At 70.4% G+C, this 18,241-nt stretch carries 16 protein-coding genes; 9 read left to right on the top strand and 7 right to left on the bottom strand.

The annotated features are described in order from the left end of the window. Nucleotides 1-1,263, bottom strand: a complete 1,263-nt coding sequence (locus tag ACFPZ3_RS53400) for a sugar ABC transporter substrate-binding protein (protein WP_379522142.1) — start codon at nucleotides 1,261-1,263, stop codon at nucleotides 1-3. Beyond that, complete coding sequence (locus ACFPZ3_RS53395; RefSeq protein ID WP_379522141.1) at nucleotides 1,260-2,258, bottom strand: LacI family DNA-binding transcriptional regulator; 999 nt, start codon at nucleotides 2,256-2,258, stop codon at nucleotides 1,260-1,262. The genes ACFPZ3_RS53400 and ACFPZ3_RS53395 overlap by 4 nt, the downstream gene beginning before the upstream one ends. Before the next feature lie 135 nt (nucleotides 2,259-2,393). On the opposite strand from ACFPZ3_RS53395, the gene ACFPZ3_RS53390 reads away from it, so the two are divergent. Beyond that, nucleotides 2,394-2,798 (top strand): nitroreductase family deazaflavin-dependent oxidoreductase, encoded by a 405-nt coding sequence (locus ACFPZ3_RS53390; RefSeq protein ID WP_379522140.1) that lies wholly within the window; start codon nucleotides 2,394-2,396, stop codon nucleotides 2,796-2,798. 99 nt (nucleotides 2,799-2,897) lie between these two features. On the opposite strand, the gene glgA is transcribed toward ACFPZ3_RS53390, so the two are convergent. Next, nucleotides 2,898-4,070, bottom strand: a complete 1,173-nt coding sequence (gene glgA / locus ACFPZ3_RS53385; protein WP_379522139.1) for a glycogen synthase — start codon at nucleotides 4,068-4,070, stop codon at nucleotides 2,898-2,900. 158 nt (nucleotides 4,071-4,228) lie between these two features. Here glgA and glgC point away from each other — a divergent pair, with 158 nt between their 5' ends. Next, a complete protein-coding gene (gene glgC / locus ACFPZ3_RS53380) occupies nucleotides 4,229-5,464 on the top strand; it encodes a glucose-1-phosphate adenylyltransferase (RefSeq protein ID WP_379522138.1) in 1,236 nt (411 codons plus the stop codon). 791 nt (nucleotides 5,465-6,255) lie between these two features. Here glgC and ACFPZ3_RS53375 read toward each other — a convergent pair. Beyond that, nucleotides 6,256-6,936: a hypothetical protein gene (locus ACFPZ3_RS53375; RefSeq protein ID WP_379522137.1), complete on the bottom strand. Its 681-nt coding sequence runs from the start codon at nucleotides 6,934-6,936 to the stop codon at nucleotides 6,256-6,258. Between the two features lie 228 nt (nucleotides 6,937-7,164). Between ACFPZ3_RS53375 and ACFPZ3_RS53370 the strand changes: the two genes are divergently transcribed. Then, entirely contained in the window at nucleotides 7,165-7,809 is a 645-nt protein-coding gene (locus ACFPZ3_RS53370; RefSeq protein WP_379522136.1) for a nuclear transport factor 2 family protein, read from the top strand. 181 nt (nucleotides 7,810-7,990) lie between these two features. Here ACFPZ3_RS53370 and ACFPZ3_RS53365 read toward each other — a convergent pair whose 3' ends face one another. Next, nucleotides 7,991-9,220, bottom strand: coding sequence for a hypothetical protein (locus ACFPZ3_RS53365; protein ID WP_379522135.1), 1,230 nt, complete (start codon nucleotides 9,218-9,220; stop codon nucleotides 7,991-7,993). A 131-nt stretch (nucleotides 9,221-9,351) separates the two neighbouring features. On the opposite strand from ACFPZ3_RS53365, the gene ACFPZ3_RS53360 reads away from it, so the two are divergent. Both ACFPZ3_RS53360 and ACFPZ3_RS53355 read left to right on the top strand, forming a co-directional pair. Continuing rightward, nucleotides 9,352-10,830 (top strand): Nramp family divalent metal transporter, encoded by a 1,479-nt coding sequence (locus ACFPZ3_RS53360; RefSeq protein ID WP_379522134.1) that lies wholly within the window; start codon nucleotides 9,352-9,354, stop codon nucleotides 10,828-10,830. 114 nt (nucleotides 10,831-10,944) lie between these two features. Further along, nucleotides 10,945-11,499, top strand: a complete 555-nt coding sequence (locus tag ACFPZ3_RS53355) for a hypothetical protein (protein WP_379522133.1) — start codon at nucleotides 10,945-10,947, stop codon at nucleotides 11,497-11,499. Between the two features lie 83 nt (nucleotides 11,500-11,582). Here the strand turns inward: ACFPZ3_RS53355 and ACFPZ3_RS53350 are convergent, their stop codons facing one another. Next, on the bottom strand, nucleotides 11,583-12,539 hold the full coding sequence (locus tag ACFPZ3_RS53350; protein WP_379522132.1) for an ArsR/SmtB family transcription factor: 957 nt from the start codon (nucleotides 12,537-12,539) through the stop codon (nucleotides 11,583-11,585). 249 nt (nucleotides 12,540-12,788) lie between these two features. Between ACFPZ3_RS53350 and ACFPZ3_RS53345 the strand changes: the two genes are divergently transcribed. Then, nucleotides 12,789-13,958, top strand: a complete 1,170-nt coding sequence (locus ACFPZ3_RS53345) for an MFS transporter (RefSeq protein ID WP_379522131.1) — start codon at nucleotides 12,789-12,791, stop codon at nucleotides 13,956-13,958. A 36-nt stretch (nucleotides 13,959-13,994) separates the two neighbouring features. Here the strand turns inward: ACFPZ3_RS53345 and ACFPZ3_RS53340 are convergent, their stop codons facing one another. Beyond that, the gene (locus ACFPZ3_RS53340; RefSeq protein WP_379522130.1) at nucleotides 13,995-14,663 is read right to left on the bottom strand and encodes a GntR family transcriptional regulator; all 669 of its coding nucleotides are present in this window, start codon (nucleotides 14,661-14,663) and stop codon (nucleotides 13,995-13,997) included. Between the two features lie 277 nt (nucleotides 14,664-14,940). Between ACFPZ3_RS53340 and ACFPZ3_RS53335 the strand changes: the two genes are divergently transcribed. From ACFPZ3_RS53335 to ACFPZ3_RS53325, 3 genes are read left to right on the top strand one after another with little or no spacing between them, the layout of a single operon-like run. Then, a complete protein-coding gene (locus ACFPZ3_RS53335) occupies nucleotides 14,941-16,191 on the top strand; it encodes an MFS transporter (protein ID WP_379522129.1) in 1,251 nt (416 codons plus the stop codon). A gap of 3 nt (nucleotides 16,192-16,194) precedes the next feature. Continuing rightward, nucleotides 16,195-17,100, top strand: a complete 906-nt coding sequence (locus tag ACFPZ3_RS53330) for a dihydrodipicolinate synthase family protein (RefSeq protein ID WP_379522128.1) — start codon at nucleotides 16,195-16,197, stop codon at nucleotides 17,098-17,100. Further along, a complete protein-coding gene (locus ACFPZ3_RS53325) occupies nucleotides 17,097-18,233 on the top strand; it encodes a mandelate racemase/muconate lactonizing enzyme family protein (RefSeq protein ID WP_379522127.1) in 1,137 nt (378 codons plus the stop codon). Before ACFPZ3_RS53330 ends, ACFPZ3_RS53325 begins: the two co-directional genes overlap by 4 nt. Nucleotides 18,234-18,241 lie beyond the last annotated feature (8 nt).

Raw genomic sequence — 18,241 nt, 5'->3', positions numbered from 1 at the left:
TTACAGGCCGGTGCCGATCGTGGCGGCCTGCGACTGGATCGCCTTGGCCGTCTGCTCGGGCGTGGACCGGCCGCGGGCCAGCTTCTCCAGCTCGGCCTCCAGGACCCTGGCCACCTGCTCCCAGGTGGGGAACGGCGGCGGCGTCTTGGCGTCCTTGAGTTGCTCGCCGAAGACCGCGAGCTGCTTGTCCGCGCTCAGCTCGGGCTCGCGCCACGCGGACTGCACGGCGGGCAGCGCCTTGACCGTCGTGTACCACTTGGCCTGCACCTTCGGCTCGCTCAGCCACTTGATGAACGTCCACGCCGCGTCGCGGTTCTTCGCCTTCTTGAACACCGCCATGTCCGCCCCGCCGACGAAGCTCGTGGCCGAGACCGGGCCCTTGGGGTAGGGGGCGACGTCGAACTTGCCCGCGAACTCCGGGCCGCCGTCGTTGTTCAGCACCCCGATCATCCACGGGCCCGAGAAGAAGCCGCCGACCTCGCCCTTGATGAACGTCTGCGGGAAGGCGTTCGCGGGGGTGTCGGTGGGGGCCAGCTTCCTGTCGAACAGGGCGTCGTACTGCTTGAGCGCCGTCACCGCCTCGGGGGTGTCGAAGGTGTACTTGCCGTCCTTGGTGATCTCGCCGCCGGCCTGCCAGATCAGCGGCAGCACCTCCTGCCAGGACGCTCCGAGGGTGTAGCTCTGGTTGAAGCCGCGGGCGGCGCCGCCCTTCTCCTTGAGCGCCTCGACGAACGTGGTGAACTCATCCCACGTCGCCGGCGGCCGCACGCCGGCCTTCCTGGCCTGGTCGGTGCGGTAGTACAGGACGCGGGTCTCGACGTACCAGGGGACGCCGTACGCGGTGCCGCCCACGTCCACCGTCTGCCAGGCGCCGGGGAAGAAGGCCGCCTTGTCCACCAGGTTGCCGGGTGTCGGCTCCAGCGCGCCGGTCTTGGCCAGCTCCCCCGACCAGGTGGAGCCGATCATGCTCACGTCGGGGGTGGCGCCGCCCGCGATGGCCGCGGTGATCTTGTCGTGGGCCACGTCCCAGCCGATGGCCGTCACGTCGACCTTGACGCCGGGGTGGGCGCTCTCGAAGTCCTTGACGAACGTGCCGAGCGCCTTGCCCTCCTCGCCCATCGCCCAGACCGTGACCTCCCCCGTGGCCGTGCCGGTCGTGACGTCCTGCGCCTGCTCGGGCGCCCGCTCCCCGCCGCGGCCGCAGCCGGCCGCCAGAGTCGCGAGTGCCAGCGCGCCCGCGGCGCACCGGGTGATGGTGTTCACGTGCGTACCTCCTGGGGGTGGTGACCACAACTGGAGCGGATGACCAGCTCGGTGGTCAGGATGAGGTGGCTCGGGGTGTCGCGGGCCCCGGTGATCAGTTCGTCGAGCGCGCGGGCGGCGCGGGCCCCGAGCCTGCGCATCGGCTGCCGTACGGTGGTCAGCGCCGGTCGTGCGTGCCGGGCGGCCATGATGTCGTCCCAGCCGGTCACGGCCACGTCGCCGGGCACGTCCAGGCCCAGCTCCTCGGCGGCGAGCAACGCCCCCAGCGCCACCTCGTCGTCGGAGCAGACGAGGGCCCGCGGCCTGCCCCTGCCCTTGAGCAGCTTCCTGGCGGCCTCGAAGCCGCACTCCACGGTGTAGTGGCCGGTGTCCACGGCCTCGATCGCGCCGCCGAGGACCGCGCGGACCCCCTGCCAGCGTTCGTCCACGTCGTCCCTGCTGGTCAGCGGCGCGCCGAGGAAGGCGAAGCGGTCGTAGCCGTGCCCGGTCAGGTGGGCTGCCAGGGCCCGCGCCGAGTCGGTGTTCTCGCTGCGCAGCGTGTCGGCGCCGGGCAGCGGGTCGCGCGAGATGAGCACCAGCCGCACGCCCAGCCGTACCAGCTCGGCGACCAGCGGCTCGGGCACGGCGTGGCCGAAGATCAACATGCCGTCCACCCGTCCGGCCAGGTCCTTGACCAGGTCGCCGACCTTCGAGCGGCCCTTCGTGGACAGGATGACCACCGAGCGGCCCAGCTCGGAGGCGACCTCCTCGTAGCCGAGCAGGACCTCGGTGTAGTACGGGCCCGCGAGGTCGGGGAAGACGACGCCGTTGGCGGCGTGGCGGCCCTCGGCGAGGCTGACGCCCAGGCGGCTGGGCGTGAAGTCGAGCTCCTTCACCGCCTTGAGGACCTTCTCGCGCGTCCTGGCGGCCACCGGGCCGGTGCCGCGCAGGGTCCTGGACACGGTCGCGATCGACACGCCCGCCCGCTTGGCGACTTCGTAGATGGTCACGTCCATGAGGAACATTCCCTTCGTGTAAGCGCTTTCTTACCGAGCCGGGTGTAAGCGCTTACATAGCCACCACGTTAACTTCTCGTACAGACCTCGTCGAGTAACGGTGCGGTCACGCCGCCTCTGGGTAGATGGAAGATCATGCTCTATGGCAAGGAACATGTCCGGCGCTATCAGGAGACCGACGGCGCTGAGGGTCACGACTGGAACAACACCATCGTCCTGCTCCTGACCACCAAGGGTCGCAAGTCGGGCAAGCCCTACACGACGCCTCTCATCTACCAGAAGTTCGGCGACGACTACCTGGTCGTGGCGTCCAAGGGCGGGGATCCCGAACACCCGCAGTGGTACAAGAACCTGCAGGCCAGCCCCGATGCGGAGGTGCAGGTGAAGGGCGAGAGGTTCAAGGCCCGCGCGCGTACGGCCGAGCCTGGGGAGAAGCCCGAGATGTGGCGGGTCATGACCGCGACCTGGCCTCAGTACGACGACTACCAGAAGAATACCGACCGGGACATCCCGGTGGTCGTGCTCGAACGCGTCCGCTGACCGAAGGCCCTGCCCCGGCAGGGCCTTCCTTGCTTTGGCCTTCCTTGCTTCGGCCTTCCTACGGGCCTTCCTCCGAGCCTTTCTACGGGCGCTTTGAGGTCAGGCCCGCAGGCTCGCGTACAGCTCCAGGGTCCGCTGGGCGATGCGCTCCCACGAGAAGTGGCCGATGGCGCGGGCCCGGCCCGCCTCCCCCATCGCCCGCGCCCTGGCGGGATCACCGAGCAGGGCGTTGACCCGCTCGGCCAGGTCGGCGGCGAAGCGCTCGGGATCGTGCGGCGTGCCGTCGGCGCCCTGGGAGATCGGCACCAGCAGGCCCGTCTCCCCGTCGGCCACCACCTCCGGGATGCCGCCGGTCGCCGTCGCCACCACGGCCGTCTCGCAGGCCATCGCCTCCAGGTTCACGATGCCCATCGGCTCGTAGACCGACGGGCAGACGAACACCGAGGCGTGCGTCAGGAGCTGGATCACCTCGGGCTTCGGGAGCATCTCCTGGATCCAGAACACGCCGTCGCGGTCGAGGCCGCGCACCAGCTCCGTCACCTCGGCCGCGATCTCCGGGGTGTCGGGCGCGCCGGCGCAGAGCACGAGTTGCGCTCCCGGGTCGAAGGCGCGGGCCGCGTGCAGGAGGTGGACCAGGCCCTTCTGGCGGGTGATGCGGCCGACGAAGACGACGTAGGGCCTGCTCGGGTCCACCCCATGCTTCTCCAGGACCTCGGTTCCCGCGTCGGGGGCGTACTGCGTCGTGTCGATGCCGTTGTGGATCACGCTCACCCTGGCCGGGGGGATTTCCGGATAGGCCGCCAGGACGTCGCGCCGCATGCCCTCCGACACCGCGATCACCGCGTCGGCGGCGGCCAGAGCGGTGCGCTCGGCCCACGACGAGATCGTGTAGCCGCCGCCGAGCTGCTCGGCCTTCCACGGCCGCAGCGGCTCCAGGCTGTGTGTGGTGATCACATGAGGTACGCCGTGCAGCAGTTTCGCGACATGCCCGGCGAAGTTGGCGTACCAGGTGTGGGAGTGGACGACGTCGGCGCCCTCGCAGGCGGCGGCCATCTCCAGGTCCACGCCGAGCACCTGGAGGGCGGCGTTGGCGCTCTCCAGCCCGCCCGGCACCCGGTAGGCCGAGACCCCGGGCTCGACGCGATCGGCTCCGAAACAGCGCACGTGTACGTCGGCCAGCTTCCGCAGCTCCCTGGCCAGGTATTCCATGTGCACCCCGGCCCCGCCGTACACCTCGGGCGGGTATTCCCGGCTGAGCAGATCAACGCGCATGAGAAGACCTTAAGGGGGCCGTGGGCAAGGGGAACACATCGACAAGCCCAAGCTCGGCAACTCCACTTCGTACATTGACCGCCAAATCAGGACACGAAGGAAGCTCACCGTGCGAGGTTTCGTCGATAGATCGGCCATTTGAGGGTAGCGTCCTGGACATGAGGTCCCGGAGGGTGCTTGCGGTTGTGCTGGCAGGTGGAGAGGGCAAGAGGCTCATGCCGCTCACGGCGGATCGGGCGAAACCGGCGGTGCCGTTCGGGGGGATGTATCGGCTCGTCGATTTCGTGCTGTCCAATCTCGCGAACGGCGGATTCCTGAAGATCGTCGTACTGACGCAGTACAAGAACCACAGCCTCGACAGGCACGTCTCGCGGACCTGGCGGCTGTCGGCGATGCTGGGCAACTACGTCACCCCCGTGCCCGCGCAGCAGCGGCTCGGGCCGCGCTGGTTCTCCGGCTCCGCCGACGCTCTCTTCCAGAACCTGAACCTGATCTACGACGAGATGCCCGAGCACGTGATCGTGTTCGGGGCCGACCACATCTACCGGATGGATCCGCGGCAGATGGTCGAGCAGCACGAAGACTCCGGCGCCGACGTGACGGTCGCGGCGATCAGGCAGCCGCTGTCGCTGGCCGACCAGTTCGGCGTGATCGAGACCGATCCCGAGGGGCGCCGGATCGTGGCGTTCAGGGAGAAGCCGAAGGACGCGGTGGGGCTGGCCGACTCCCCCGACGAGGTGTACGCCTCGATGGGCAACTACGTGTTCAAGACGCAGGCGATGATCGACGCACTGCGGGAGGACGCGCTCGACCCGACCAGCAAGCACGACCTGGGCGGCAACATCATCCCGATGCTGGTCAAGTCGGGCGGCGCCGACGTCTACGACTTCGCCAACAACATCGTGCCCGGCTCCAGCGAGCGCGACCGGGGTTACTGGCGCGACGTGGGGACGCTGGACGCGTACTACGACGCCCACATGGACCTCATCTCGGCGCATCCGGTGTTCAACCTGTACAACGACAAGTGGCCGATCTTCACCGGGCACGACCCGCTGCCTCCGGCCAAGTTCGTGCACAACGACGGCGACCGGGTGGGCCGGGCCATCGACTCGCTCGTCTCCCCCGGCGTGATCGTCTCCGGCGGCACGGCGTGCCGGTCGATCCTGTCGCCCAAGGTCGTGCTCCACTCGCACTCGCTGGTGGAGGACTCGGTGCTGATGGAGAACGTCAAGATCGGGCGGGGGGCGATCGTGCGCAAGGCGATCATCGACAAGAACGTGGTGATCCCCGACGGCGCCCGGATCGGCTTCGACCTCGAATACGATCGCACCCGGTTCGCGCTGACCCGGGGCGGGGTCGTGGTCATCGGCAAGAACGAGATCGTCGACCGGTGACCGTTCCCTTGGGCTGACCCCCGCGTTCCCCGAACATCCTGGCGACGCCCGGGGCCGCCCGGGCGGCGCGGTGGTCGGCGGTGAGCGTCTGGTTCGACGGCAGCACTGAGGACGTCATTCTTCGGCACCGCAGTGCTGGCCGAGCGTGGGTTCAACATGCCGGTTCTGACGCGCCCGGGCAACCGGGCTGGATGATCGCCACCCGTATTGATGGTCATGTGTGCAATAGGTGACCGGCTGTCCTCGAGGTGGCCAAGCGCTTCGTCACCGGCAATGCGGCGAAGCGGCCAGGGCGAAGCAGCCAGGGCGAGAGGAAGCGGCGCAGCGGAGCGGCCAGGGCGGCACGGCACTGCGAAGCACCGTGACGGCTCGGCCGGGGCGATCGGCCAGGGCAAGACGAAGCGAAGCGCACCGGCGAAGCGGCGAAGCAGGTCAGCCGAGACGAAGCGGCGGGCGAGACGAAGCGAAGCAGCGCGGGAAGCGGCCCTGCGAAGCGCCGCGATGGGTCGGCCGGGGCGAGACGAAGCGAAGCGCACCGGCGAAGCGGCGGCACGGCACAGCGCTGCGAAGCGGCGAAGCAGGTCAGCCGGGGCAAAGCGGCGGGCGAGGCGAACCGAAGCGGGCGCGGCGGGGCGGGGCAGGCGCAGCGCAGCGGGGGGACGGGCGGGGAGCGGGGCGGGGAGCGGGAAGGGGCGGGGTGGTTGACGGGGGTCCCGGGTCACCGTGACGGTGTCCCCGGGACCGTACCGGACTGACTTCCAGAGCCGGCCGATTAGGGTCCTAGGTGCAATCTAGAACCGGTCGAGCCAGGTGCCGGGCCAGCCATAGCCGTAGCTGTTCCAGCCGCGCGGGCTCCAGGCGTCGCGAGTGCCATAGCCCTGGTCGCCCCAGCCCCGGGTGCCCCAGTCGGAGTTGCGGTCCCAGTTGCCGTTGTTCCAGTTGCCGTTGTTCCAGTCGCTGTCGCCGTTCCAGGTGCCGTGGTCCCTGTGGTCCGAGTGGTCACTGTGGTCCGCGTGGTCCCTGTGGCCCCAGCCGCTGTTGTTCCAGCCGTCCTCGTTGTTCCAGGTGCCGTGGTCCCCGTGGTCTCCGTGGTCCCTGTGGTCCTCGTTGCCCCAGGCGCCGTTGTCGCCGTTCCAGCTGCCGTGGTCCCCGTGCTCCTGGTCCTTGTTGTCCCAGCCGCTGTTGCCGCCGTTCCAGCTGCTGCGGTCCTTGTGGTCGCTGTTGTCCCAGCTGCCGTTGTCACGGTTCCAGCTGTCGTTGTTGGCGTCGTGGCCGGTTTCCTGACGGCCGTCGCAGGCGTTGGCGTTGCGGTGGCCGGCGTACACGCCCCAGGCGTCGATGCGCAGCGAATGCGTGATGTCGGCCACACTCAGGCCGCAGCGGACCGGGTTCGCGCTGGCCGGTGTGGCCAGCGCGACGAGCGCGACGGCCGTGGCGAATGCGCCACTTGCCGCTATGAGCTTACCTTTCATGATCTCCCCTAGTAGTCACCTTGTGACAACGCTTCCTCACTGTACGTAGTCAGTCCCGGAAGGTCGCGTAACGCCACGCCTGAACATCTCGTCACCTCACGTGCCGTGTCGGGTCTCATCGCGGGAATGTCGGCACCTGGGGGGAGATGGGATCGATGGGCCGCATAGCCGTCGGTTATGGCGACAGATCTTGGACCCGTGCGGCGGCGGGGTCGCATGATCGTCGTCATGAACGCGCAGTCCTCCCGGAGCGCCGGCCGCCTCTTCTCCGCCTTGTCCGTGAGGTGGGTGATTCTGGTCGTGGCCGTCCCGGTCCTGACGGTGGCCGCGTGTGGCACCACACCTGCCGCCAAGCCGCCGCCCTCACCGATGCCCTCAGCCACCTCCGTACCGGCATACTCGGCCACCGCCACTTCCGTACCGGCGTACTCGGCCACGCCCACTTCCGTACCGGCGTACTCGGCCACGGCCGCCTCCGCGCCCTCGAAGACCACCCCTGCACCCTCGGAGACCACCACCTCCGTGCCCTCCGGGACGGGCAGTGGGGCGGGCGAGGGTGTGGGCGGAGAGGCGCGGGCCTATGTGGATGCCGTGAATGCGCGTGATCTCGACGCCCTCGTCTCAGCCTTCGCCCCGGACGCGGAGATCATCGACGTCAGCCGGAGCATCCGTGGGCACGATGCCATCCGGGAGTGGGCGGGCGACGAGGTGATCGGTGGGACGTTGCGGGTCGTCTCGATCGCCGAGGATCGGGCGGACGGGCAGAAGCTGCTGGTCCACTGGGCTCCGGCCGGGTCTGACGGGTGGCGCGCGCATTACGACTTCACGGTCGGGGGCGGGCGCATCGTCAGGGCCGACCTCCAGTACGCCTGACCCGGTCATGTCGCAGGGCGCACCGTACGGGCGGTCTCCCGTACGCCTGACCCGGTCATGCCACAAGACGCACCGTAAGGCCGACCTCCCGTACGCCTGACCCGGTCATGCCACAGGTCGCATCGTGAGAGCCGGTCTCACGGGTCATGCCACTCACATGATCAGCACGCTGGCTGCGGGGTCAGCCGGTCCTCCAGAGGGTGGCCCTGGTGAGGTCTTCCCCGTGCGGGGTCGAGCCGGCCGCGTAGACCTCACGTGTGCCGGGGCGGTGGGACAGGGCTGCGACGGTGCCGGGGATCTCGGTGGAGGTCCAGCGGCCGGCCGAGTGGTGCAGCAGGCGGGTACCGGTCGAGTCGAGCACCCACAGGCCGCCCCCGCCGTCGGGCTCAGCCTGCGTGAACGTGCTCCCGACCGGCCCCCAGGCGCACGTCCACGTGCCGCCGTCCCAGTGCAGTGCCACCGGTCGCAGGCGTTCCAGGGGCTCTCCCTGCGCGTCGTACTCGTCCGGCACCAGCCACGACACCCCGCCGACCGCCCACACGTCTCGGGGTCCGAGTACGGCCACGTCGTCGAGGTGGGCGCGCGGAGAGGTCGCGCCACGCGGGAAGCCCAGCTCGGGTACGCCGACCGCTTGCCAGGCCGAGCCGTTCCACCGGGCGGCCGGGCCTTGCGCGGAGTGGGCGCCGCCGACCGTCCACACGTTCGCCCCCTCACCTCCGACGGCGCCCGCTTTGACCGGCAGCCGGTACGCCCGCCACCCGGCCTCCTCCCACCGCCACGCCTCCGCCCCGGAGACGGCCCAAGGACCACGCGCCGCCGTCCCCGCCAGCCCTACGGACGTCCCCGTACCGGGCGCTGTCCCCGTGCCGGGCGGCGTCCCCGTGCCGGGCGAGAGCCATTGTGTGGTGACCGTGCCGTCCCCGTACGTGCCGACGAAGCCCGGCGCCCCGCCCGCCGCCCCGAACACCCATGCCCGCTCCCCCGAAACCGCCCCCAGCGCCGTAACCGTCAGGCCCGGCACCGCGAACGGCTCCCATCGCCCGCCCGCCCACCGCCGCAGCCCGTCGAACCGGGTCTCCACCGTGGTGCCGGTCCGGCGCTGCGTGGAGTGGGTCGCCCACACCGCCCCGTCGCCGCTCACCGCGAGGGCGTCCAGCGCCCCGTACCCCTGGTCGAGCGAGACCACCCGCCAGAACCGCGCGGCGGCCTCGACCCCGAGGCCGAAGGATGAGGAGGCGGGCTGAGGGCAGCGGGCCGGGACGGCGGGGAGCGGCGCGGGTGGCCGCGCGACGGGCGTCGGAGCGGGCGTCGGGGCGGGCGCAGGGGCGGGTGCAGGGGCGCAGGCGAGAACGGGCAGGGGCACGAGCGCGGCGAGCCCGGCCACCGCGGCGATCCGCGCGCATCGGCTCAACCGCCCAGCCCCCTCAGCGAGATGACAACCGCAGGATAGGCATACCCGGAGCGGTGCCGATCGCGCGCGCGGCAATTGGGTCTTGTAGCCACCGCCCTTCTGGATCACCCTGGGCGGCAGGAGGCAGTGACATGACGCACCCACTCGGAGTCAGCCGCCCGGATCTAGAAGTCGCCGACCTGCCCACACCGGAGGAGGTCTTCAAGGTCTCCAAGATCGGCCCCAAGGAACTGTTCAAATTCGCCGTCGGCCCGAGCCTCATCGCGCTGGGCATCTCGATCGGCAGCGGCGAATGGCTGCTGGGCCCCCTGAACGTGGGGCAGTACGGATTCGTCGGCGTCGGCTGGGTGATCGTGGTGTCGGCGGTGCTGCAGACGTTCTACAACGTCGAATGCTCCCGGTACGTCATCGCGACCGGCGAGGCGCCGGTGGTCGGGTGGGGGCGGGTGCCACCGGGCTGGGCGCTGTGGGTGCCTCTGTCAGTCGTGATCGTGATCTTCGCGTTCATCGCGGGCGGCTGGGCCGCCTCGGCGGGGCAGGGCGTCTACGCGCTGGTCCACGGCGTGCCCCCGGCGGCCGACGCCGCGGAGCCGCGCTGGTGGGCCATCGGCCTGCTGGTGCTGGTGTTCGTCATCACCGCCTCGGCCCGCCGCATCAGCCGCGCCCTGGAGCTGGCCAACTGGGTGATGGTCAGCGTCATCCTGCTCGCCCTGCTGGCCGTGGACCTGCTCGTGGTGCCGTTCAGCCAGTGGTGGGAGGGCATCCGCGGCTTCGTCACCCCTGCCGCACCGCCGGCCGGGATCACCGCCACGCAGCTCGGCGCGCTGGCCGGGTTCACGGCGCTGGCCTCGGGGCTCAACTGGTACGTCATGGGCCACTACCGCGACAAGGGCTACGGCATGGGTCACCGGGTCGGCTACATCTCCGGCCTGCGTGGCGAGCGGACCTCGATCATGGCCAGCGGGGTCACGTTCCCCGATGACGAGCTCAACCGGGGGTTGTGGCGGCGCTGGTATCGGCTGCTCATGGTGGACATGTGGGGCATCTTCTTCGTCGGCGCGATCCTCGGCATGTTGCTGCCGACGATCCTCATGGCCCAGGCGGTCACGATGTCGGGCGAGAAGCCCACGCGGGCGAACGTGCCGACGTTCGTGGCCGCCGCGCTGGGCGACGAGTACGGCAGGGTCGTCTTCTACATCGCGCTGGTGCTGGGGGTGCTGATCCTGTTCTCGACGCAGCTCGGCATCTTCGAGGCGATGGTACGGGTGACGACGGACGCGGCCAACGCCACCAGCCCGCGCCTGCGCCGGCTAATCGAGGGAGACCCGCGGCGCTTCTACTACCCGTTCATGCTCCTGCTGCTGGTCATCATCTCGATCATCATCTTCCAGTCGGTGCCGGTCGGCCTGGTGGAGTGGTCGGCCAACATGTCGAACCTGGGTGCGCTGATCTACCCGTTCATGCTGATGTACCTGAATAGCAAGCTCCCGCGCCCGGCCCGGCCGCGCCCCTGGCACTACGTGATCCTCGTGCTCAACTTCCTGTTCTTCGGCTTCTTCTTCGTCAACTTCATCGCCGACTTCATCGGGGAGCCGCTGGTGACGTTCTAGAAGGTTTCACGTTACTCGAAGTGAGCCCGGGGGCTGATCATGCGCTGTTAGCTTGGCCGACGTCTCGAACAGTTCATCGGAGGGAATCGAGAAATGGCCTTGTCTTTCGGCCGCATGACACGCCCCGTCGGTCTCGGGCTGGCGGTGGCGCTGGGTGCCACGCTGTCCTTCGGCGTCGCCGCCACGTCGGCCTCCGCCAGCGCTGAGAGGTCGGCCACCAGCGTCGCCGCACAGCCGGTGAAGGTCTATGAGCTGGTGACGAAGGACGGCGGGTTCTTCTACACCGCCAGCGAGTCGGAGAAGCAGACCGCGATCACGAAGCACGGCTGGTCGACGACCCAGACGCCGCTGTACTACGTCTCGCGCACCCCGTTCGCCGGCGGCAAACCGCTCTACCGGCTGCGGTGGGAGAAGAGTGCCTCCTACATCGTCACCGCCTCCGCGGCGGAGCGGGAACGCCTGGTGACCTCGGGCGGGTTCCGTTATGACGGCATCCTGGGCTACGCGCCCGGTTCGGCGCGCGCGGGCGGCGAGGTGAAGGTGTTCCGCCTGTCGAACAACAACAAGTGGCGCCTGGCGATCGAGTCGCACTCGGAGAAGATCCTGGCGAACGAGCCGGGCTGGAAGCTCGACGGCCCCCTGCTCTACCAGTTCGGCCCGGGGAACTGAGCATCACGGAGGGCGCGCCGATCCGACCGGCGTGAACATCCTGGAGGGCGCGCCGATCCGACCGGCGCGCCCTTCGGCGTCTCTCAGCGCCGGTACATCTCCAGCAGTTCGTCCGCGCGGTGGGTCCGGCCCACCCAGACCTCACGGCCGCGGCGCTCCCTGGTGATGAGGTGCGCGGCCCGCAGCCGGTCGCAGTGGTAGGTGATGCTGCTGGGCGCGATCTTCATGTCGGCCGCCAGCATGCTCATGGTCATGGGCCGGCCGATCGCGCAGAGCAGGTCGGCGCGTACCGGGCCCATCAGCGCCGACAGCTCGTCGCGCGCCGGGGCGGACGGCCGGCGCCACAGCGTCCCCGCCCCTGGCACCGGGTACGCGATCCAGACGGCCTCCTCGTGGTCCAGGCTGAGGATGACCGCGTCCTTGCCCGCGAGCATCGGCACCAGGACGATCTTCCGGTCGCCCAGGTCGTGCACACCGGCCTGGGCCCCGGCGATGAGCAGGCGGCGCTCCCCGTACACGATGCGGTGGTTGAGCGCGCCGAGCAGCAGTTCGGGGCCGCCGCGGACGCTGGCCACGCCGACGCGCCTGATCTCCTTGTCCAGCAGGGGGCGGGCGTTCTTCCACAGGGGTTCGGCGGTGTTCCAGATCTCGCCGACCGCGCCGGCGTAGCCGTGCAGCCAGTTCGCGGGGCGTTCGGCGGCGGGGCGCCAGTGGGCGGGCAACGGTCCTGGGCCGAACGCCTGCTCCAGGTCGGTGAGCAGGCGGTCGGGCGGGAGTTCGCGCAGAGCGTCGATCTGGGCCTGTACGGAGACCTCGCCGCCGGCCGGGCTGTGCGGGACGACGCAGTCGGGGACCACGGAGTAGCCGGGAGCGGCGAGGGGGCGTACCGCCTGGTGTCCCAGCCGGCCGACGCGGGACCTGAGGGCTTCGCGCCAGAGGTCCGGCAGGCCGCGGCGGCGGCCCGCGAGGGCGTCGGTGATCAGGGCCAGGGCCGTGAGGTGCGGGGAGATCGCGATGGACAGCTGAGGCGTGGAGGTCATACGCAGCTCACGCCACACAGTCGTGCTGGTTACGTCGGCTCCTTGAGGTCGACTCGATCGGGCAGTGAGTCAACCTATTCCGGCTGCTTTCTCCCGACTTTCAGCCCGATTGCACGGTGATGAAAGCCGGTCAGCACGGGGGTGCCGCCGCTGAGCATGGTCATCCGCCCCATGTACGTTGTAACCGCCACATCGGGCTAGACGGGACAAAGATGGACATAACAGCGGGCAGTTCTCCAGGCGGCGTCGATGTCTGAGCCATGGCACCGGCGGCACGCGATGGCCGTGCTGCTGGCGCATTCGACGGCCACGCAGGTGCTGACGTTCGTGTTGCGGCCGACGATGTCGTACCGGGCGATCGAGCTGGACGTGCCGGCGGCGTGGCTGGGCGTGCTGGGCGCCAGCTTCGCGATCGCCCCGCTGTTACTGGCCCTGCCCGCGGGGCACGCCGCCGACCGGTACGGCGAGCGGCGCATGGCCGTGGCCGGGTCACTCACGCTCACCGCGGCCGGCGTCGCCTTCCTGACGCTCGGGCACACCCTTCCCGGGCTGGTCGCGGCCGGGATCCTGCTCGGCACCGGCCACCTCGGCTGTGTGATCGCCCAGCAGGCGCTGGTGGCCAACACCACCCGGCGCGGCGGCCACGACACCGCGTTCGGCCGCTACACCTTCGCCGGCTCCCTGGGTCAGGCGGCGGGACCGTTGCTGATCTCCGTGTTCGGCGGCGAGCAGTCGATCCCCGACACCGACGGCATCTTCCTGTGGTCCTGCGCCGTGGCCGTGCTGCTCGTCGTGCTGTCGGCGGTGCTGGGCCGCAGCCCGCGCCCGGAGGCGAAGGACCGGGACCAGGCCGCCGGCCTGCGGTCGCTGCTGCGCCGGCCCGGACTCGCGCACGCCCTGATCACGAGCTGCGTGGTGCTGTCCGCGGTGGACATCACGCTCGTCTACCTGCCCGCCCTGGGCACCGAGCACGGGCTCACCGCGGGCGTGGTCGGCCTGCTGCTGACCGTCCGCGGCCTGGCCTCCATGGGCTCGCGGTTCTTCCTCGGCCGCCTGTCCCTGGCGGTCGGGCGGCGCAGGCTGCTGGTCACCAGCACGGTCGCGGCGGCGGCGGCCATGCTCGTCACTCCCCTGCCGATGCCGCTGTGGCTGCTGGCCGTTGTGCTGGTCGTGCTCGGGTTCGGGCTCGGGGTGGGGCAGCCGATGACCATGTCGTGGCTGGCCGAGTCGACGCCACCGGGGCTGCGCGGGCGTGCGATGTCGCTGCGCCTGGTCGGCAACCGCACCGGCCAGCTCCTGCTGCCCGGCGCGGCCGGTCTGGTGGCGGCCGGGATGGGGGCGGCGGGCGTCCTGATGATCACCGCGCTCGGGCTCGGCTGGGCCGGGGTGGCGGCGCGGCGCCTGCCCGTCGACACCTGAGCCGCTCAGGGACGGAGCCGATCCACGCCGCCGTCGCTAGAGCCCGCCGCTCTCCCTGACGCGCTCGACGAAGCGGCACACGTGCTCGCGCAGCCGCCCCGCGGCCTCGGCGGCGGAGCCGGACTGGGCGGCCTTGAGGATGTCGCGGTGCTCGTCGGCCTCCCGCTCCCAGGTGGGCACGCGTTCCCAGGCGGCGGCGGAGATGAGCGCGGTCTGGTCGCGCAGTGAGTCGAGGCTGCTGACGAGCAGGGGGTTGCCGCACCCGGCGTAGAGGGCGCGGTGGAAGTCGCGGTTGGCCAGGCTGCGGTCGGCCCGGTCGGCGGCGGTGTCGGCGCGGCCCAGCGCCTCGGCGGCCGGGGTCAGGTCGGCCCCGCGCTCGACCGTGCGGGAGACGGCCTCAGGTTCGAGCAACAGGCGCAGGTCGTAGACCCACTCCATCAGGGCGTTGTCGACCGTGCGCACGGTGGCGCCCTTGTACTCGCTCATCGTCACCAGCCCGGCGCCCGCCAAGGTCTTGAGCGCCTCGCGTACGGGCGTCTTCGACACGCCGAGCTGCTGGGCCAGCTCGGTCTCGACGAGTTGCTGCCCCGGCTGGAGCGTGCCGGTCAGGATCGCGTGCTTGATCGCCTCCAGGACCATCGTGCCCCGCGACGACAGTGACCTGGGCTGCCCGGCGAAGATCGGGGACGCAATGACCTCACTCATGGATGAAAGATATCGTACATAGCATCTCGTATATGACCGCTATTTCGGTTACAGTCGCGTGAATTAGGACTTTAGGGACGTCACCGAAGGGAGACCCCGCCCCCCGAAGGAGCCGTCCGGTGTGGCCCGCGGCCACGGACCACACCGTCGAGACGGCTCCGATTGCTCTTACCTGCAGCCTGGAGCTCGAATGCAGTCTAACTCCGCAACCCCCGCCCCGGCCGTGCCCGCGCCAGCGCGACGCGCACGGTCCCGACTCCGGTGGACGATCATCTCGTTGTCGGGCCTCGGCCTGGCCATCGCCTACCTCGACCGGTCCAGCCTCAGCGTCGCCAGCACGTACATGCAGGACGAGCTGGGCTTCGACCAGACCATGAAGGGGATCCTGCTCAGCAGCTTCTTCTGGACCTACGCCATCTTCCAGCTCCCCTCCGGGTGGCTGCTCGACAAGTTCGGCCCGCGCGTCATCTACCCGATCGCCGTCGTGTGGTGGTCGCTCTGGACCGCGGCCACGGCCCTGACCCACGGCGTCGGCACGCTGATGATCGCCCGGCTCGGCCTGGGCATGGGCGAGGCGCCCGTGCAGCCGGCCAACATCAAGGTGGTCGCCGCCTGGTTCCCGCGCAGGGAACGCGCGCTGGCCTCCAGCCTGTTCGACACCGGCCAGCAGATCGGCGTGGCCGTGTCCGTGCCAATCGTCACCGCGCTGATCGCCGGCTTCGGCTGGCGCGCGGCGTTCGTCGTGATCGGCGTGGTCGGCCTGGCCTGGGTGGTCGGCTGGCTGATGATCTACCGCTCCCCGCGCGAGCATCCCCGCATCTCCCAGGCCGAGCTCGACTACATCGAGGGCGGCGACGCGGCCGTGCCCGAGGCCGAGACCGGGCCGCCGATGCGCTGGCGGCAACTGCTGCGCTACCCCACGGTGTGGGGACTGGTGTTCGGCTACATCTGCCGCTCGGCGACCGGGGCCTTCTTCCTGACCTGGTACCCGAGCTATCTGGTGGAGGACCGCGGCTTCACGATCCTGGAGCTGGGCGTGTTCGGCGCCATCCCGTCGCTGCTCGGGGTGTTCGCCACGATCGCCGGCGGCGCCTACTCCGACTGGCTGGTACGCCGCGGCGTCCCCATCTCCCGGGCCCGCAAGATCCCCATCATCACCGGCATGCTGCTGGCCTCCACGATCGCGCTGACCACGTTCGTGCCGGGCAACGTGGCCGTCATGGTGCTGCTGTCGGTCAGCAACTGCGCCCACTCCTTCGCCGGCGCCGCCATCCTCAGCCTGCCCGCCGAGGTCGCCCCGACCCCGTCCGTGGTGGGCTCGGTCGCGGGCTTCCAGAACTTCGGCTCGCAGATCGGCAGCATCATCAGCCCGATCCTCATCGGCTTCTTCCTGACGCTGAGCGGCAACTCCTACACCGGCCCGATGTTGTTCGCCGGGGTGATGGCCATCCTGGGCACGCTGATCTACGGGTTCGTGGTGCGGATCCGGCCGCTGAACGAGACCGTCCCCGCAGAGAGCAGAGGTTGATCGATGCGCGACCTGACCGAAACGCTGAAAGACGTCGCGGCCGTCACCGTGACGCCCTTCGACGCGGGCGGCGCCGTCGACCTCGACGTCAACGCCAAGCTGGTGCGCCGGCTCGTCGACGCGGGCGTCAAGGTGATCACGCCGAACGGCAACACCGGCGAGTTCTACGCCCTGACCCCCGGCGAGCGGCGCCTGGTGCTGGAGTCGACCGTCGCCACCGTGGGTGACGACGCGGCCGTGCTGGCCGGGGTGGGGCTCGACGCGTTCTCCGCGGCCGAGTCCGCCCGGCAGGCCCGCGACCAGGGCGTGCGCATGGTGATGGTGCACCAGCCCGTGCACCCGTACGTGGCGGCCGAGGGCTGGGTGGACTACCACCGGCAGATCGCCGAGGCCGTCCCGGACGTGGGCGTCGTCCTGTACGTCCGCAACCCCCGGGTCACCGGGGAGCAGATCGCGCGGCTGGGCGTGGCGTGCCAGAACGTCATCGGCATCAAGTACGCCGTGCCCGACCCGGTGCGGTTCGCCTCCGTGGCCAGGGACGCCGGGCTCGACCGGTTCGCGTGGTTGTGCGGGCTGGCTGAGCCGTACACGCCGGCGTACTGGGCGGTCGGCGCCCGGGGCTTCACCTCCGGCCTGGTCACCGCGGCGCCCGAGCTGACGTTGCGGATGCGCGACGCGCTGCGGGCCGGCGACTACGCCGGCGCCATGGAGGTATGGGAGCTGATCAGGCGGTTCGAGGAGTTGCGCGGCGCGGACGCCTCGGCCGACAACGTGGCGGTGGTCAAGGAGGCCCTCGCCCAGCTCGGATTGTGCCGCCGCGAGGTGCGCCCGCCCAGCCGGGCGCTGCCGGACCCGATACGCGAGGAGGTGGCCTCGATCCTGGCCGCCTGGCAGGGAGGAACGGTATGAAGATCATAGCTTTGAAGACGTACATGCAGCGGGTGGACGTGCGTCCGCGGCTGTTGGTGAAGGTGGAGACCGACGAGGGGATCTCCGGCTGGGGCGAGGCGTACAACCACGGGCCCGACCACGCGCTGATCCCGGTGCTGGAATACATGTTCCGGCAGATCGAGGGCGTGGATCCGCGGCGGGTGGAGTATGTGGTGCGGCGGCTGCTGCAGGAGGCGCGCTTTCCTCCCGGCGCGATCGGGATGGCCGCCATCTCGGCCATTGACCAGGCGTTGTGGGACATCTCGGGCAAGGCCGCGGGGTTGCCGGTCTACATGTTGCTCGGCGGCAACGTACGCGACCGCGTGCCCGTCTACTGCGGCGTCTACACCGCGCCCGACCCGCCCGCCTGCCTCGACCTCACCCAGGAGATGAACGAGCGCTACGGCTTCACCGCCTTCAAGCTCAGCCCCTACCGCCGCGACCTGTACGCCGGCCGCTGGGGCAACGTGTGCAAGGAGGCGGCCGACTACTTCGCCGAGATCCGCTCGATCAGCCCGCCCGAGTGGCAGTTCGCCTTCGAGGCCCACGCCCGCATCTTCGAGCCGCGCCAGGCCATCCAGCTCGGGAACGCGCTGGCCCCGTACGATCCGCTCTGGTTCGAGGAGCCGATCAGGCCCGAGTACATCCCGGCCTGGGGGCATCTGCGCTCCCAGCTCAACGTGCCGCTGGCCACCGGCGAGTCGTTGTTCATGCCGCAGGAGTACCTGGCGCTGCTGACGGCGGGCGGGGCGGACATCGTGCAGCCGGACGTGTGCGTGGTCGGCGGGCTGGCGCAGATGCGCAGGATCGCCGCGATCGCGGAGACGCACTACGTGAGCGTGGCCCCGCACAACCCGATGGGGCCGCTGGCGACGGCGGTGAACGTGCACTTCGCCGCCGCCCACCACGGGCTCAAGCTGCTGGAGTACAAGCCGTCGGAGACCACCTGGTGCCCCGACCAGTACCTGCCGGTGGACGGGCACCTGGAGCTGCGGCCCGAGCGGCCCGGCTGGGGCGTCGAGATCGACGAGTCGGCGCTGGGCGGCGACGACTACGTGCATTGGGAGCGCGTGCTGCCGATCCGGTCCGACGGCTCGACCGGCTACGTGTGACGAGGTGA

The organism is Nonomuraea insulae (assembly GCF_042656245.1).
This window is presented reverse-complemented; position numbering and strand designations above follow the sequence as displayed.